Annotated in this window: 15 protein-coding genes and 1 tRNA gene; 9 read left to right on the forward strand and 7 right to left on the reverse strand. The window is 41.8% G+C overall.

Annotated features, from left to right (window positions below):
- The first annotated feature begins 90 nt into the window (after positions 1–90).
- The gene (locus ACP14V_RS09335) at positions 91–363 is read left to right on the forward strand and encodes an HU family DNA-binding protein (RefSeq protein WP_116218957.1); all 273 of its coding nucleotides are present in this window, start codon (positions 91–93) and stop codon (positions 361–363) included.
- Positions 364–485: 122 nt separating this feature from the next.
- On the forward strand, positions 486–1,046 hold the full coding sequence (locus ACP14V_RS09340; protein ID WP_136567475.1) for a YqgE/AlgH family protein: 561 nt from the start codon (positions 486–488) through the stop codon (positions 1,044–1,046).
- Here ACP14V_RS09340 and ACP14V_RS09345 read toward each other — a convergent pair.
- Together ACP14V_RS09345 and ACP14V_RS09350 are read right to left on the reverse strand one after the other, a co-directional pair.
- On the reverse strand, positions 1,039–1,893 hold the full coding sequence (locus ACP14V_RS09345) for an aminotransferase class IV (protein WP_272611035.1): 855 nt from the start codon (positions 1,891–1,893) through the stop codon (positions 1,039–1,041). The two genes, ACP14V_RS09340 and ACP14V_RS09345, sit on opposite strands and share 8 nt — an antisense overlap.
- Positions 1,894–1,945: 52 nt before the next feature.
- Entirely contained in the window at positions 1,946–2,329 is a 384-nt protein-coding gene (locus tag ACP14V_RS09350) for an START-like domain-containing protein (protein WP_136567445.1), read from the reverse strand.
- A 138-nt stretch (positions 2,330–2,467) separates the two neighbouring features.
- On the opposite strand from ACP14V_RS09350, the gene ACP14V_RS09355 reads away from it, so the two are divergent.
- From ACP14V_RS09355 to ACP14V_RS09365, 3 genes are all read left to right on the forward strand, one after another.
- Positions 2,468–2,541 (forward strand) — tRNA-Met (locus ACP14V_RS09355).
- A gap of 366 nt (positions 2,542–2,907) precedes the next feature.
- The gene (locus ACP14V_RS09360; RefSeq protein ID WP_272611037.1) at positions 2,908–4,827 is read left to right on the forward strand and encodes a DUF294 nucleotidyltransferase-like domain-containing protein; all 1,920 of its coding nucleotides are present in this window, start codon (positions 2,908–2,910) and stop codon (positions 4,825–4,827) included.
- The gene (locus tag ACP14V_RS09365) at positions 4,827–5,504 is read left to right on the forward strand and encodes a 3'-5' exonuclease (protein ID WP_272611039.1); all 678 of its coding nucleotides are present in this window, start codon (positions 4,827–4,829) and stop codon (positions 5,502–5,504) included. Before ACP14V_RS09360 ends, ACP14V_RS09365 begins: the two co-directional genes overlap by 1 nt.
- 3 nt (positions 5,505–5,507) lie before the next feature.
- Here the strand turns inward: ACP14V_RS09365 and acs are convergent, their stop codons facing one another.
- From acs to ACP14V_RS09390, 5 genes are all read right to left on the reverse strand, one after another.
- Positions 5,508–7,415: an acetate--CoA ligase gene (gene acs, locus ACP14V_RS09370; protein WP_136567442.1), complete on the reverse strand. Its 1,908-nt coding sequence runs from the start codon at positions 7,413–7,415 to the stop codon at positions 5,508–5,510.
- A gap of 61 nt (positions 7,416–7,476) precedes the next feature.
- Entirely contained in the window at positions 7,477–9,252 is a 1,776-nt protein-coding gene (locus tag ACP14V_RS09375; RefSeq protein ID WP_272611040.1) for a sodium:solute symporter family protein, read from the reverse strand.
- Positions 9,252–9,506 (reverse strand): DUF4212 domain-containing protein, encoded by a 255-nt coding sequence (locus tag ACP14V_RS09380; RefSeq protein WP_116218961.1) that lies wholly within the window; start codon positions 9,504–9,506, stop codon positions 9,252–9,254. Before ACP14V_RS09380 ends, ACP14V_RS09375 begins: the two co-directional genes overlap by 1 nt.
- 72 nt (positions 9,507–9,578) lie before the next feature.
- Positions 9,579–10,538, reverse strand: coding sequence for a phosphoribosylaminoimidazolesuccinocarboxamide synthase (locus ACP14V_RS09385; protein ID WP_136567439.1), 960 nt, complete (start codon positions 10,536–10,538; stop codon positions 9,579–9,581).
- A gap of 6 nt (positions 10,539–10,544) precedes the next feature.
- Positions 10,545–11,504 carry a PhoH family protein gene (locus ACP14V_RS09390; RefSeq protein ID WP_136567438.1) on the reverse strand — a complete coding sequence of 320 codons (960 nt, stop codon included), beginning with the start codon at positions 11,502–11,504 and terminating at the stop codon, positions 10,545–10,547.
- 121 nt (positions 11,505–11,625) lie between these two features.
- Here ACP14V_RS09390 and ACP14V_RS09395 point away from each other — a divergent pair, with 121 nt between their 5' ends.
- Genes ACP14V_RS09395 through gldG form a run of 4 tightly spaced genes read left to right on the forward strand, consistent with a single transcriptional unit; the run spans position 11,626 to position 15,154 of the window.
- Positions 11,626–12,456, forward strand: coding sequence for an SAM hydrolase/SAM-dependent halogenase family protein (locus tag ACP14V_RS09395; RefSeq protein WP_272611043.1), 831 nt, complete (start codon positions 11,626–11,628; stop codon positions 12,454–12,456).
- On the forward strand, positions 12,457–12,759 hold the full coding sequence (locus tag ACP14V_RS09400; protein ID WP_272611045.1) for a putative quinol monooxygenase: 303 nt from the start codon (positions 12,457–12,459) through the stop codon (positions 12,757–12,759). It abuts the gene before it with no gap.
- Positions 12,759–13,490 (forward strand): gliding motility-associated ABC transporter permease subunit GldF, encoded by a 732-nt coding sequence (gene gldF, locus ACP14V_RS09405; RefSeq protein ID WP_272611046.1) that lies wholly within the window; start codon positions 12,759–12,761, stop codon positions 13,488–13,490. Before ACP14V_RS09400 ends, gldF begins: the two co-directional genes overlap by 1 nt.
- Positions 13,487–15,154 carry a gliding motility-associated ABC transporter substrate-binding protein GldG gene (gene gldG / locus ACP14V_RS09410; RefSeq protein WP_272611048.1) on the forward strand — a complete coding sequence of 556 codons (1,668 nt, stop codon included), beginning with the start codon at positions 13,487–13,489 and terminating at the stop codon, positions 15,152–15,154. Before gldF ends, gldG begins: the two co-directional genes overlap by 4 nt.
- Positions 15,155–15,222 lie beyond the last annotated feature (68 nt).

Consider the following 15,222-nt stretch of genomic DNA (forward strand, 5'->3'; position numbering starts at 1 on the left):
TTTCCCACGGTTTTACTTGCGTTAAATGCAAATCCGTATAAATTTGTTCAGCATTAAAATTATTTTAACAACAATTAATTTAATTCCATTATGAACAAAACAGAGTTAATCGATGCTATGGCAGCCGATGCGGGCATCACTAAGGCAGCAGCCAAAAAAGCATTGGAATCTTTCTTGGGAAATGTAGAGGGATCTCTTAAAAAAGGAAACAGAGTTTCCTTGGTTGGTTTTGGTTCTTGGTCCGTTTCCAGAAGAAACGCCAGGGAAGGTAGAAATCCACAGACTGGTAAGACCATCAAAATTGCAGCTAAGAACGTAGTAAAGTTCAAAGCAGGTGCAGAATTGAGTGGTGCAGTAAACTAATCAATTAGTATTAAAATATATCAAAGCACTTCTGAGAAGAAGTGCTTTTTTATTTTCAGGATGCTTTTGTTTTTGTAAATGTTGTATATTATACAGCAATTAAAGTCAAGTAGTCCATGAAAATGGTGAGCCTAAAGCCTCAAAAAGGAAAGTTACTTGTTGCAGAACCTTCCCTGACTGGAGATGTTTCTTTCAACAGATCTGTGGTGCTTATCGCAGAGCATAACCACGAAGGCTCTGTTGGGTTTATTCTTAACAAACCTTTGGACTATACCATTTGTGATCTTGTTTCTGAAATCACCATTCCTTTTAAAGTATTCAATGGTGGCCCTGTAGAGCAAGACAATCTATATTTTATCCATAAAGTCCCGAATTTGATTGAGGACAGTGTTGAAATCTCAGATGGTATTTTTTGGGGAGGAAACTTTGAAAAAATCGTATCGCTCGTCAACAACGGAATTATTACCGAACAGGACATTCGTTTCTTTCTGGGTTATTCTGGGTGGGGTTCTAGGCAACTGGACCAAGAACTATCCTCTAAATCATGGGTAGTGGTAAAAAATGAGTATGAAAGCGGTATCCTGGAAAAATCATCCATTGCTTTTTGGAAAGAAAAAATGGTGGAACTGGGTGGGGATTACCTATTATGGTCCAACGCTCCTGAGAATCCTGCACTCAACTAGTCTGAGCCATCCTTGCCTTGGCGTTCAATTTTCCCACTAGATTTTTGCCAATCTCATTTTTAAATCCCTTTTTTCGATATTTACTTACTGGCTGGATTCCAACAATACTATTGGTTATAAAAAGCTCATCCGCTTTTTGAAGCTCAAAGGGAGAAATGGACTCTTCCGCAAATTGATAGGCTTCGGTAGCTTCCACAATCTCAATGATTTTTTTTCTGATAATACCGTCCAAACAACCATCTGCCAAAGGTGGAGTTTTAATTGTATCCCCATGGACCACAAAAAGATTACCTCCAATGGCTTCCACCACATGCTTGTCCGTATTGATCAACAAACAACTGTCATACCCATTTTCTTGGGCATACACGCTGGCAACTACATTGAGTATTTTATTTGTGCTCTTTAGATTAGACAACATATCTCTGTTGACATAATAGTCCTTAAAAAGCTCAACTTCATAAGCGTTTTCCGAAATCAGATAGAAAGGGGATTCCATTTTTTCAACCTCAATGAGGTAAGACACTGTATTGGTCAAGGGGCTGTATAACCCCCCATCATTTCTAAAAACAGTGACCCGTACCCGCACGGCTTCATTTTCCAACTGATTTTCAACTATAGTATTTTTGATTTCCCCTTCCAGAAACTCCGTGGTAAACTCCATTGGAATTTCCATTCGTACTATCCGCATGGAGGCCATCAACCTAAAATAATGGTCTTCCCAAAAGAAGAGGTCTCCCTTAATGCATCTGAGGGTTTCAAAAAGGGCATCACCGTATTTGAGCCCTCTGTTTTTGTGGGTAAGGATTTCCGCTTCGCTTGAAAAAAGCTTTCCGTTGAGATTCACCATATACACTCCTTGTCAAATCAAGGCCAAATATACGGCTTAGTTGAAAATACCCCTATTTGGAGCCAAGCACTTGTTTTAAGTCTGAAATTTGGTTTTCCCAGAGCATTTTTGCTTCATCAACTTCATCATCATCAGCAAAATCGGTGATGAAGAGTGAAACATCCTTGGTAATTTCATCCACTATGATTCGCATCTCAAAAAAAGAATCATCCTCATTGTCCACCCAAGTGAACTTGACAAATTCTTCGCTTTTTCGTTTAAGCATCTTTGCCTGTTCCTCTGCTCCATCCCAAATAAAAGTGAAAATTTCACCTCTGGAGTTAACATTGTCCGCATACCATTCTGATAGGCCAGACGGGGTGGAAATATATTGGTAAAGCAACTGTGGGGATGCTTGGATTACAAACTCAATTTCAAATTTTACCTTATCGCTCATTCTAATGTTCTATTATCCCTTTTCAACCATTGATATAATTTGGGAAGATAAAAAAATAAATATCAAATAATAAATTAATACTGAATTTTGATTCGGCAAAAATTAAACTTTATATTTGCAGCCGCTTAGCGAAACCACGGCGAGGTAGCTCAGGTGGTTAGAGCGCAGGATTCATAACCCTGAGGTCGGGAGTTCAAGTCTCCCTCTCGCTACATCCATGAGGGGTCAACCAATTGTTTATCAAATTGTTGGCCCTTCTTTTTTTACCCAGAACAGCAACAAATCTTGGTGACTTAATTTGCATGTATCTATTTTTGGGTACCAACCAGACCTCTATGAAATTTATGGGCTAATCGCTAAAATTGTGTGGTCTGCGGAAACAAAATCGTATCTTCCATCAAAATAGGCGAAATATGTTAGGAATCTTACTATCAAAAAAAGGAAAAACAAAGGCCATCCAATGGCTACTTGTGTTATCTGTATTCTTAATTGGTCTAGGGTTGGCCTTAATGCCCTAAGAAAATACCATTTTCCATTTACAGCTCCCTTTATAGCGGTTTTACCCCTAACTTTAGGGTATGAAGAACACCATCTCGGAACGGGTTGCGGATTTCTTGAAGAAATACCCTCCTTTCAACATTTTGGCAGAGCATCAACTGCAAAAGCTAGCCTATGAGGTAACCATAATCCATAAAGAGAACAATAGTATTGTCTTTGCCGAAAAAGAAGCACCCCACAATTATTTCTATGTAGTTCACAAAGGTGCTATTGCCCTTACCAAAAAAGGGTCCCAGCATATATTGGATATTTGTGATGAAGGGGACATATTTGGTTTGAGACCTCTAATGGCCCACGAAAAATACAAACTTCAGGCCACTGCACAAGAAGAGACCATATTATATGCCATACCCATTGAAGAGTTTAAACCCATTGCTTTGGAGAACCATCAAGTTGGGGATTTTTTAATTGAAAGCTTTGCCTCCAATACTAGAAATCCGTACTCCATTAAGCACAGAGGTAAGCTATACGGGGTTTCCAATGATGGCGAAGGCACAGCGGAGAATAAATTATTGGACCTTCAACCCGTAAGGTACTCCACAAATCTGGTAACCTGTGCCGAAGAAACTCAAATAAAAGTGTTGGCCAACGCCATGAGCCTTAATAGTGTCGGGTGCATTTTAGTTACAAAAAATGAGCTGCCCATAGGCATCATCACTGATAAAGATTTACGAAACAAAGTGGCTACAGGAATGGTCCCCATCACCAAGAATGCCAAGGCAATTATGTCCACTCCTGTAATTACCTATTCCAAGGAGCTGACCATTACCCAAGCCCAAATGGCCTTGATGAAAAGCCGTATAAGCCATCTTTGTCTAACCGAAGACGGAACAACGGATACACCTGCCGTGGGAATCCTATCCAAGCATGATGTCATGGTGGCCCTGGGAAACAATCCCTCTGTGCTAATGCGGGCTATAAAAAGGGCAACGGATTCCAAAAGGCTACGTACCATTAGGCATAGCATTATTAACCTTTTACAGGGGTATTTGGAACAGAACATCCCTATGGGGTTGGTATCCAAAATCATTTCGGAACTTAACGATGCTACCATAAAACAGGTCATTCAAGTTTGTATTGACCAAATGGAAACACCGCCTCCAGTAAAATTCACATGGCTGGCCATGGGTAGTCAGGGACGCGGGGAGCAGTTGCTTACAACAGACCAGGACAATGCCATTCTTTATGAAGATGTCCCGGAAGACAAAAAAGAGGAAACACAGTCTTATTTTCTTGCCTTGGGGAATCGCATTTCGGTTGAGTTGAACCATATCGGTTTTGAATACTGCCCTGCCGAAATGATGGCTTCCAACCCTTTGTGGTGTCATAGTTTGCAGGAATGGAAAGAAGTCACATCTCACTGGATGGGCAATCCGGGACCTGATGAAGTGCTTCTATCCTCCATTTTCTTCGATTTTAATGTCACCTATGGTGAAAAGGCATTGGCAGATGAACTTTCCTTGCACATTTTTGAAAATGCAAAAAAGTATCCACAGTTTCTTACCCATTTGGCCAGCGGAGCATTGCAGAACCCTTCCCCATCAGGATTTTTCAGGGACTTTTTGGTAGAGCAAGATGGAGCCCACAAAGATTTCTTCGATTTAAAACTACGTGCATTGATGCCTATAATTGATGCTGCCCGGGTTTTGATTCTGTCCCACTCCATAAAATCCATTAACAATACGGCGGAACGCTATGAAAAACTGGCGGAGCTGGAACCGAAAAACCAAGAACTCTATACTGCTTGTTCTTTTGCAAGCAAAGCTTTATTGAAATTTAGGACCAAACAAGGTCTCTTGCACAATGATTCGGGCAGGTTCATTGCTTTGGACCAATTGAACAAGGAAGAGAAAATCAAGCTTAAGAGGACGTTCAAGACCATTAAGGAAATACAAGAACTGATCCAGGTACGGTTTCAAGTAAAAAATCTTTTACGGTAATGTGGTTCTTTAAAAAGAAAAAAACGTTGGAGTTTCCAGAATTTTGGTTGGACTATACCCAACAATTTCAGGAGAAACTCCCACAGGAAGTGCTTGGCAATACTTTTGTGGTGCTGGATACGGAAACCACTGGATTAAACTTGACCAAGGACAGGATGTTATGCATTGGGGCCATTAAGCTTACAAACAACACCATCAGCATAAAAGAAAGTTTGGAAATCTATATAGAGCAGGAACATTACGATTCTGAAAGTGCCGAGATCCATGGCATTTTAAAAAGGAGTAAAAAAATACAGTTTTCGGAATTGGATGCCTTGCAACAGTTTCTGGCCTACGCAAAAAACCATGTGCTGGTCGGCCACCATGTATCATTTGATATTGCCATGATCAATGCGGCCCTAAAACGAAACGGTCTTCCCCATTTAAAAAACAAAACCTTGGATACTGGATTGCTCTACAAAAGAACGCTACTCATTTCTTCGGTTCTTCGAAAAAAAGAATCCTATTCGTTGGACGACTTGGCGGAAAAGTTCCGGATATCAAAAAAAGACAGGCACACCGCCCTAGGAGATGCGTTGATTACGGCGATAGCGTTCCTAGCGATTGTAGAAAAATTAAAGCCCAAAAACTTGAAAGACTTATTTCAAAAACAAAATCCTCCAAAATTTGGGCTTTAAGTCTTATAGACTTTCCTTCATGATAACCTCAACCACTTCTGGGTTCAACAAAGTTGATGTGTCTCCCAGATTACTGGTGTCCTTGGAAGCAATCTTTCTAAGGATTCGTCTCATAATCTTACCACTTCGGGTCTTGGGCAGACCAGGTACAAACTGAATCTTGTCCAACTTGGCAATAGGTCCGATATGTTCAGTGATCAATTGGTTAATCTCTTTAGCAAGGTTTTCCCTGTTTCTGGTTTCCCCTGTTTCCTTTAAAATGATATAACCATACAAAGCATTACCCTTAATATCATGTGGGAAGCCAACAATGGCAGACTCGGCAACAGCAGGGTGCTCGTTGATTGCATCTTCAATGGGTGCTGTACCCAGATTGTGTCCGGAAACAATGATCACATCATCTACCCTACCAGTGATTCGGTAGTAGCCCACTTCATCACGAAGCGCACCATCACCCGTAAAATATTTCCCTTCAAATGCTGAGAAATAGGTGTCTTTATAGCGTTGGTGGTCTCCCCAAATGGTCCGTGCTATGGAAGGCCATGGAAACTTAATGCACAACCTACCTTCCACTTGGTTCCCTTTCATCTCATTGCCACTCTCATCTACCAAAGCAGGTTGAACGCCTGGCATGGGTAAGGTAGCATATGTGGGTTTTGTGGGGGTTGAAAACGGTATCGGAGAAATCAGGATCCCTCCTGTCTCCGTTTGCCACCAGGTATCCACAATGGGACAATTCTTCTCTCCAACGTGATCGTTGTACCAGTGCCAAGCTTCTTCGTTGATGGGTTCTCCTACAGTTCCCAAAACCTTAAGGCTAGACAAATCATGCTTGGTCACAAAATCCAAATTCTCCTTCGCCAAGGCCCTAATGGCCGTTGGTGCGGTATAGAATTGTGTTACTTTATGCTTTTCAACCACTTCCCAGAACCGACCATAATCAGGGTAAGAAGGCACGCCTTCGAACATTACAGTAGTAGCTCCGTTGGCCAGAGGTCCATATACAATATAGGAGTGTCCGGTAATCCAGCCGATATCTGCCGTACACCAATACACATCCTCTTCTTTATATTGGAAGACATTCTTAAAGGTATAGGCCGTATAGACCATGTATCCTGCCGTGGTATGCATCATTCCTTTGGGCCTACCTGTAGAACCCGAAGTATACAGAATAAATAGTGGGTCTTCCGCCTCCATGATTTCTGGAACACAATCGGAATATGCCTTGTCCAAAAGAGGTTGTAACCATTTGTCACGACCGTCTTTCATCGGGATCTCTTCTCCGGTGCGTTTGGTCACCAGTACGGTTTCCACATTTGGACAATGCTGCAAAGCTTCGTCCACAATACCTTTTAGGTCGATGGTCTTGGTACCTCTGTACGAACCGTCAGAAGTCAATACCATTTTGGCTCCACAATCGTTGATACGTGTGGCCAAGGCCGTTGAAGAAAATCCAGCAAACACAACGGAATGAATGGCACCGATACGTGCACAGGCCAAGAGTGAAATGGCCAATTCGGGAATCATGGGCAAATAGATGACTACCCTATCCCCTTTCTTTATCCCTTGATCCTTTAGTACATTGGCAAACTTGCACACCCTCTCGTGCAACTCACGATAGGTAATATGCTCCGCCTCCTCATTGGGGTCATTGGGTTCAAAAAGAATGGCCGTTTTATCACCACGGCTCCGCAAATGACGGTCTATGCAGTTTTCGGTAATATTGAGCTGCGCTCCATCAAACCACTTAATTTCGGGTTTTGTAAAATCCCATTCCAAAACGGAGTTCCATCTTTTTCTCCAAAAAAAATGTTCCTCTGCCACTTCTTCCCAAAAATCCTCAGGGTTTCTAACAGACTTACGATACACCTGAAAATACTCTTCCAGATGCTTAATGTGGTAATTGCTCATTTAGGTATAGTAAATTTTTATGTGCCTTAAAATTAAAAAAAGAGAGGGACTTTCACCAGAATTAATGCTCAATAGCTTCACCGGCCCCACTAGGTATACGTATGTTTTCCACAATACCCTGTACTTCTTCCGGAGGAGCTGGTGTAAATCTTGATACTAAAATAGACACAGCAAAATTGACCAACATACCCATGGTTCCAAAACCTTCGGGTGAAATACCCCACCACCAGTACTCTTGTGTGCTGGTTTCTGGGTTTCCAATCCAACCAAGTTTAAAACGGGCAATGTAATAGCACGTAACACCAAGTCCGGCCACCATACCTGTAATGGCCCCCTCCCGGTTCATGCGCTTACTAAAGATTCCCATAATAATGGCGGGAAAGAATGAAGATGCGGCCAAACCAAAGGCCAAGGCCGTCACCGAGGCCACAAAGCCTGGTGGGTGAATCCCAAAATATCCGGCTACCACTACAGCCAAAAGTGCTGAGAAACGGGCAACCCATAGTTCTTTTTTATCCGAAATGTCCGGAGCAATCTGTTTTTTGATCAAATCATGGGAAATGGAAGTGGAAATTACCAAAAGTAATCCTGCGGCGGTAGAAAGCGCTGCGGCCAATCCCCCTGCTGCTACCAACGCAATGATCCAATTGGGCAATCCTGCAATTTCAGGGTTGGCCAAAACGGTGATATCACGGTCCACGTACAACTCATTGGCTGAAGAGCTGGCATTGGAGATCATCCGTTGTCCCTGTGCTCCCCTACCTTCAACAAACTCTGGTTGTCTGCCTTCAACAGCTTCCCCTGGGAGGTATTGGATCTTTCCATCACCATTCTTATCTGTCCAAGCGATAAGACCTGTATTTTCCCATTTGGTAAACCAAGCTGGAATTTCCTCATAAGGAGTATCCTCTACGGTTTCAATGAGGTTGGTACGTGCAAATACGGCAATTGCCGGAGCTGTGGTATACAGAATAGCAATAAACAGCAATGCATAACCCGCAGACTTACGGGCATCACTAACCTTGGGCACCGTAAAAAAGCGGATAATTACGTGAGGTAATCCCGCAGTTCCCATCATCAATGCCGCCGTAATGAACAACATATCGGTCATGGACTTGGTACCATCCGTATAGGCCGTAAAGCCCAGTTCAGTCATCAACCCATCCAACTTATCCAACAAATACACCCCATCTTCACCAGTGGAAGCGAACCCAATTTGAGGGACTGGATTTCCTGTGACCATAAGAGAGATAAAAATGGCGGGGACCATAAATGCAAAAATCAATACACAATACTGTGCCACTTGCGTATAGGTAATCCCTTTCATTCCTCCCAAAAACGCATAGAAAAAAACCACGGCCATACCAATGTACACGCCTGTATTTACCTCAACATCCAAGAAGCGCGAAAATACCACGCCAACTCCCCGCATTTGTCCGGCCACATAGGTGAACGACACGAACAAGGCTGCCACAACGGCAACGGTACGGGCCACGTTGCTATAATAACGATCCCCGATGAAATCAGGGACGGTGAATTTTCCAAATTTTCGCAGATAAGGGGCCAACAACAGTGCTAGAAGCACATATCCCCCGGTCCATCCCATAAGGTATACAGAACCATCATATCCTGCAAAAGCAATAATTCCTGCCATTCCCAAGAAAGATGCCGCAGACATCCAGTCCGCGCCTGTGGCCAATCCATTGGCCAAGGGAGACACTCCTCCTCCTGCAACGTAAAATTCTTTGGTAGATCCCGCTCTGGACCAAATAGCAATTCCAATATATAAAGCGAAAGTGAGCCCGACGATGATAAACGTCCAAGTTTGTATATCCATTATGCGTCAAGCTTATATTTTTTATCCAATTTGTTCATGAGTCGGACATAGACAAAGATCAAGATCACAAACACATAAATTGATCCTTGTTGGGCAAACCAAAAGCCCAATTTAACGCCTCCTAATTTAAAGGCATTGAGTTGATCCACAAGAAGGATTCCAAACCCAAAGGAGACCAAAAACCAAATGGCAAGAAGAATGCCCAGGTACTTTAAATTTTCTTTCCAATACTTTTCTCTCTGCTTAATGTCCATTTTATAATTTTAATGGCTGAAATATATGAAATCTTCATAAAACAGCACTCAAAATTATAAGGGATAACATTTTCAAGAAAGTTTGTTTAAATACTCCGAAATATTGAATTTGATACGTTCGTCAATGTTTGAAACATTTGCTTTTTCGAAATCTTTCCCTGTAATGCTCTCATACAGTTCAATATACCGTTCAGAAACCGAGTCGATGTAGTCATCAGTCATTTCGGGCACAACCTGACCTTCCAAGCCTTGAAAATTATTTGCAATCAACCACTGACGCACAAATTCTTTGGACAGTTGTTTTTGGGGTTCTCCTTTGGCCTGTCGTTCCTCATATCCATCGGCATAAAAATAACGGGAAGAATCGGGAGTATGTATTTCATCAATGAGCACAATCTCACCTTCTTTGGTCTTACCGAATTCATATTTGGTATCCACTAAAATCAATCCACGTTTGGCTGCAATTTCCGTACCTCTTTGAAACAAAGCTCTGGTATACTTTTCCAACACTTCGTAGTCTTCTTTGGAGACAATGCCGCGTTCTAAAATCTCTTCCCTGGAAATATCTTCGTCATGGTCTCCTTTTTCTGCCTTGGTTGCCGGAGTGATGATGGGCTCTGGGAACTTATCATTTTCCTTCATCCCTTCGGGCATAGGAACGCCACACAAAAGTCGTTTGCCAGCCTTGTATTCCCGTGCCGCATGACCAGAAAGGTATCCCCGTATCACCATTTCAACCTTAAAAGGCTCACAAGCCTTTCCTACAGCCACATTAGGGTCTGGAGTTGCCATTAACCAATTGGGTACAATGTCTTCCGTGGCCTGCATCATTTGGGTGGCGATCTGGTTCAGAATCTGCCCTTTGTATGGAATTCCTTTGGGCATGACCACATCAAAAGCAGAAAGCCTATCTGTGGCTACCATGACCAAAACATCGTTGCCAAGTGTGTAGACTTCCCGTACTTTTCCTTTGTATACTGATTTTTGCCCCGGAAAATGAAAATCCGTGTCCATCAAAGTATTCTTCCCCATGCGCTGTTAGAATTGGTTTTGGTGTTCTATGTTTTTGTATGCGTCAATAACCTTTTTGACCAATTTGTGACGAATTACGTCCTTATCATCCAAGTAGATAATACTGATACCTTCTACGTTTTTTAGAATGAGCAAAGCCTCTTTGAGACCGGAAATGACCCGTCGGGGCAAATCAATCTGCCCTGGATCTCCTGTCAACAAAAACTTGGCATTTTTACCCATCCGTGTGAGGAACATTTTCATTTGGGCATGGGTAGTGTTCTGGGCCTCATCCAAGATTACAAAGGCATTGTCCAAGGTGCGTCCGCGCATAAAGGCCATAGGAGCAATCTGGATTGTACCGTCCTCAATGTACTTTGCCAATTTTTCGGCAGGAATCATATCCCTAAGGGCATCATACAAAGGCTGCATGTAAGGGTCCAGCTTTTCCTTAAGGTCGCCGGGAAGAAAACCAAGGTTTTCCCCTGCTTCCACAGCTGGGCGGGTCAGGATGATGCGCCGGACCTGCTTTTCCTTCAAGGCTTTTACCGCCAAGGCCACTCCGGTATAAGTCTTTCCCGTACCTGCCGGACCAATGGCAAAGACCATATCGTCTTGTTTACAAGCATCTACCAATCTACGTTGGTTTACAGTCTGTGCCTTGATCAATCTACCACTAACACCATGGACCAACACATCTCCACTACTTTTGGATGCTGCATAATCCTCCTTGCCATTGCTGGTAAGTACACGCTCAATCATATTTTCGTCTAGCTTGTTGTACTTGGCAAACTGGCTGGTGAGCATATCAAAACGCTTATCGAACTCCTCCAAGAGTTCTTCATCACCATAAACTTTTATTTTGCTGCCGCGGGCAACAATTTTCAGTTTAGGAAAGTACTTTTTTAGCAGTTCAATATTCTCGTTCTGTTGCCCGAAGAAGTCTTGGGGGCTAATATCCGTGAGTTCAATTATAAGTTCGTTCAAAAAACGGGGTGTTTAGAGTTATTTTTTGAAGAATTGTATTCTTTCTTTTTTAATGTAATTTTACTCCACAAATCTAACCAAAAATCAATTTAGGCGTGGAAAAACATATCAACAGTATTGCATGGCAATCATAACCTTAACTACAGATTTTGGCTATAAAGATCACTTTGTTGGTGCTGTTAAAGGGACCATTCTAAGTAGTCTGCCAGAGGTGAACATTGTTGATATTTCGCATGCCATAAGCCCATTTAACATTCAAGAATGTGCCTACATCCTTAAAAATGCATACCGATCCTTCCCGGAAGGCACGGTACACATAGTTGGGGTAGATTCTGAACTTTCCCCAGAAAATGAGCATATTGTGGTACAGGTGGATGGACACTATTTTGTGAGTGCCAATAGTGGGGTGATCTCATTGATTACTTCTGAAATAACACCGGAAAAGGTGGTTGAAATCCATCTACCCAATACCAACTCAGGTTCTTTTCCAGTGTTGAATGTTTTTGTACAAGCGGCCTGCCACATTGCAAGAGGTGGAAAATTGGAAGTCATTGGGAAGCCTTTTGATTCACTAAAAGAGCTTAAAGAGTTTGAACCACGGGTTTCCAATGACGGTAAAACCATATCTGGCAATGTAATCTATATTGACAATTATGGGAATGTGGTCACCAACATACAAAAAAGCGTTTTTGAAGCCTACCGAAACGGAAGGGATTTTGAGCTGACGGCCCGGACCACAACCATCAAGAAGATTGAAAATAGCTATAACGGTATCATCAATTTTAATTTGGAAAGAAATCAACGTAAAGGTCCTGGAGATGCCTTGGCGCTTTTTAATTCTGCGGGTTATATTGAGTTGGCTATATACAAGAGTGACCTTAATTCTGTTGGTGGGGCTTCTTCTTTATTAGGCCTAAATTATAGGGATACCGTAACCATAAATTTTCTATAAATGCTGATACGCATCGTAAAACTCACTTTTAAACCCGAAAATATTCCTAGTTTTGAGCGAATATTTAATGAATCGAAAAACGGGATTTTAGCTTTTGAGGGGTGTTCGCTGGTTGAGCTTTACCAAGACCTAGGTAACCCTTGCGTGTTTTTCACATACAGTTTTTGGGAAAAAGAATCAGATTTGGAAAATTATAGAGCATCGTCATTTTTTAAGAACGTTTGGAGCCATACCAAAGTATTGTTTTCTGAAAAACCAGAAGCTTGGAGCGTGTCCAAGATCAATTCCTCAACCTCAGTATAATGTTTGCAATTTTTAAAAGAGAGGTCAGGTCTTTTTTCACTTCACCAATTGGGTATTTGATCGTGGGGTCTTTTTTACTGCTCAATGGTCTTTTTCTGTGGGTGTTCAAAGGAGACTATAACATTTTTGACTACGGCTTTGCCGATTTGGGCAACTTCTTTTTATTAACTCCTTGGATTTTCATCTTTTTGGTGCCTGCCATCACGATGAAAAGTTTTTCCGAAGAGCGCAAAATGGGTACTTTGGAATTATTGCTCATTAAGCCCATTTCTGTTTGGAAGTTGGTCCTAGGGAAATTTTGGGGTGCTTTCTTTTTATGCATCATTGCTGTGGTCCCTACAGTTGTCTATGTTTTTTCCATTTCAAGTTTGGGAGTCATAGAAGGCAATTATGACCTTGGTGTGGTGTTCGGTTCCTATTTTGGGCTATTGTTCCTTATTGGAGCCTATACAGCAATAGGAATTTTTGCCTCGTCCCTTTCCGATAACCAAATCATTGCTTTTTTGGTAGGCATACTTATCTGTTTTGTGGTGTTTAATGGGTTTGATGCCCTTTCATCCCTATTTACAAATGGAGAAACCCAGCAATTGATCAAGGGGTTTGGAGCCCAATCCCATTTTGAAAGCATTGCCAGAGGTGTCATGGACACAAGGGATTTAGTGTACTTCATTTCGCTGACATTGGTTTTTTTATATCTCACACTTCAACGTTTAAAACAATTGCCAAGATGAAGTCAACGTTTCTTATTTCATTGCTCAAGGCCATTGTTGGAGTAATCGTTATCAATCTAATTGCTGGTTTTATATACACCAGATTTGATTTAACCGAGGATCAACGCTATACGCTATCCCAGCCTTCTATTGATGTGGTTCAAAAATTTGATTCACCTGTCATTGTTGATGTATTGCTCGATGGTAATATCCCTCCGGAATTCTCCAAGCTAAAGACAGAGACCGTACAATTATTGGAATCCTTTGCCTCTAAAAACGGTAACATCAAATATAATTTGGTAAATCCGCTGGAGAACGAAAGTCAAACCCAACAAACCATTGCGGAGCTTCAAAGTTTAGGGCTACAACCTGCCAACGTCACCGTGGAGGAAAATGGCAAGGTATCCCAAGAATTGATATTCCCCTGGGCCATGGTGAACTATGGCGACAATACCGTTAAAGTTCCTCTACTAAAGAACAAACTGGGTTCCACCGCTGAAGATCGCATCAATAATTCGGTACAGCAATTGGAGTATGCCTTTGCCGATGCCTTTACCAAATTGAGCATCACGGAGAAAAAGAGTATTGCCGTAATTAAAGGAAATGGGGAATTGGACGATATTTATCTGGCCGATTACCTGACCACCATCCGTGATTATTACAATATTGGAGCCATTACCTTGGATTCCGTGGCCACAAATCCACAAAAAGCGTTGGACCAATTAAAAGGCTTCGACTTGGCTTTGGTGGCCAAGCCAACGCAGGCTTTTTCAGATGAGGAAAAATATGTTTTGGATCAATTTATGGTACAGGGCGGTAAATCTATTTGGTTGATTGATCAGGTGGCCATGGAAATGGACAGCATTTATAGCGGAGACGGAAGCGCAATTGCCATTCCTCGCGACCTAAACCTAAAAGATTTTTTCTTTCAATATGGATTGCGCATCAATCCTGCATTGGTAAATGACCTTTACTTTACCCAAATTGTATTGGCCACAGGAGAAGGAAACGATTCCCAATACAATCCCCTTCCCTGGTATTATAATCCCATGGTGTTCTCAAGAAATGACCATCCCATCAACACCAATATCGAGGCCGTGCGCTATCAATTCACCAGCCATATGGAGGTACTTGAAAATGGTTATGAAAAAACCGTATTGCTTCGTAGTTCACCTTTGTCCAAAACCGATGGTATCCCGAGGGAGATTAGCCTGAATATTTTAAACAATCCCCCGGATAGGGAATCCTATACAGATGGAAACCTTCCTCTTGCAGTACTTATAGAAGGGGATTTTACCTCTATGTACAAAAGCAGGATCAAGCCATTGGAGCTACAGAATACCATGGAGCAAGGAGCTTCCAACAAAATCATCGTGATCTCGGATGGAGACGTCATCAAAAATCAATTGCGCAATGGTAGACCTTTGGAATTAGGCTATGATAAATGGACCAATAGCTTTTATGGAAACAAAGAATTTTTAGTGAACTGCACCAATTATCTTTTAGATAATACTGGACTTATAAACATTAGAAACAGAAAAGTGTCCATACCATTACTAGACACGACCAAAATTATGGAACAAAAAACGAAATGGCAAGTGATAAATATCGGATTGCCAGTTATATTGACTCTAGTTCTCGGTATTTTCTTCAACTATATGAGAAAGCGAAAGTTTGCCAGTTAGCTGTTAATAAATTTGTTTCTTTCCTAAAACGTTTTAAGATATATTTGCTTTTGTCGATTTTACGACCC

The sequence above is a fragment of the Flagellimonas alvinocaridis genome (genome assembly GCF_965248585.1).
Taxonomy (GTDB): Bacteria; Bacteroidota; Bacteroidia; order Flavobacteriales; family Flavobacteriaceae; genus Flagellimonas; species Flagellimonas alvinocaridis.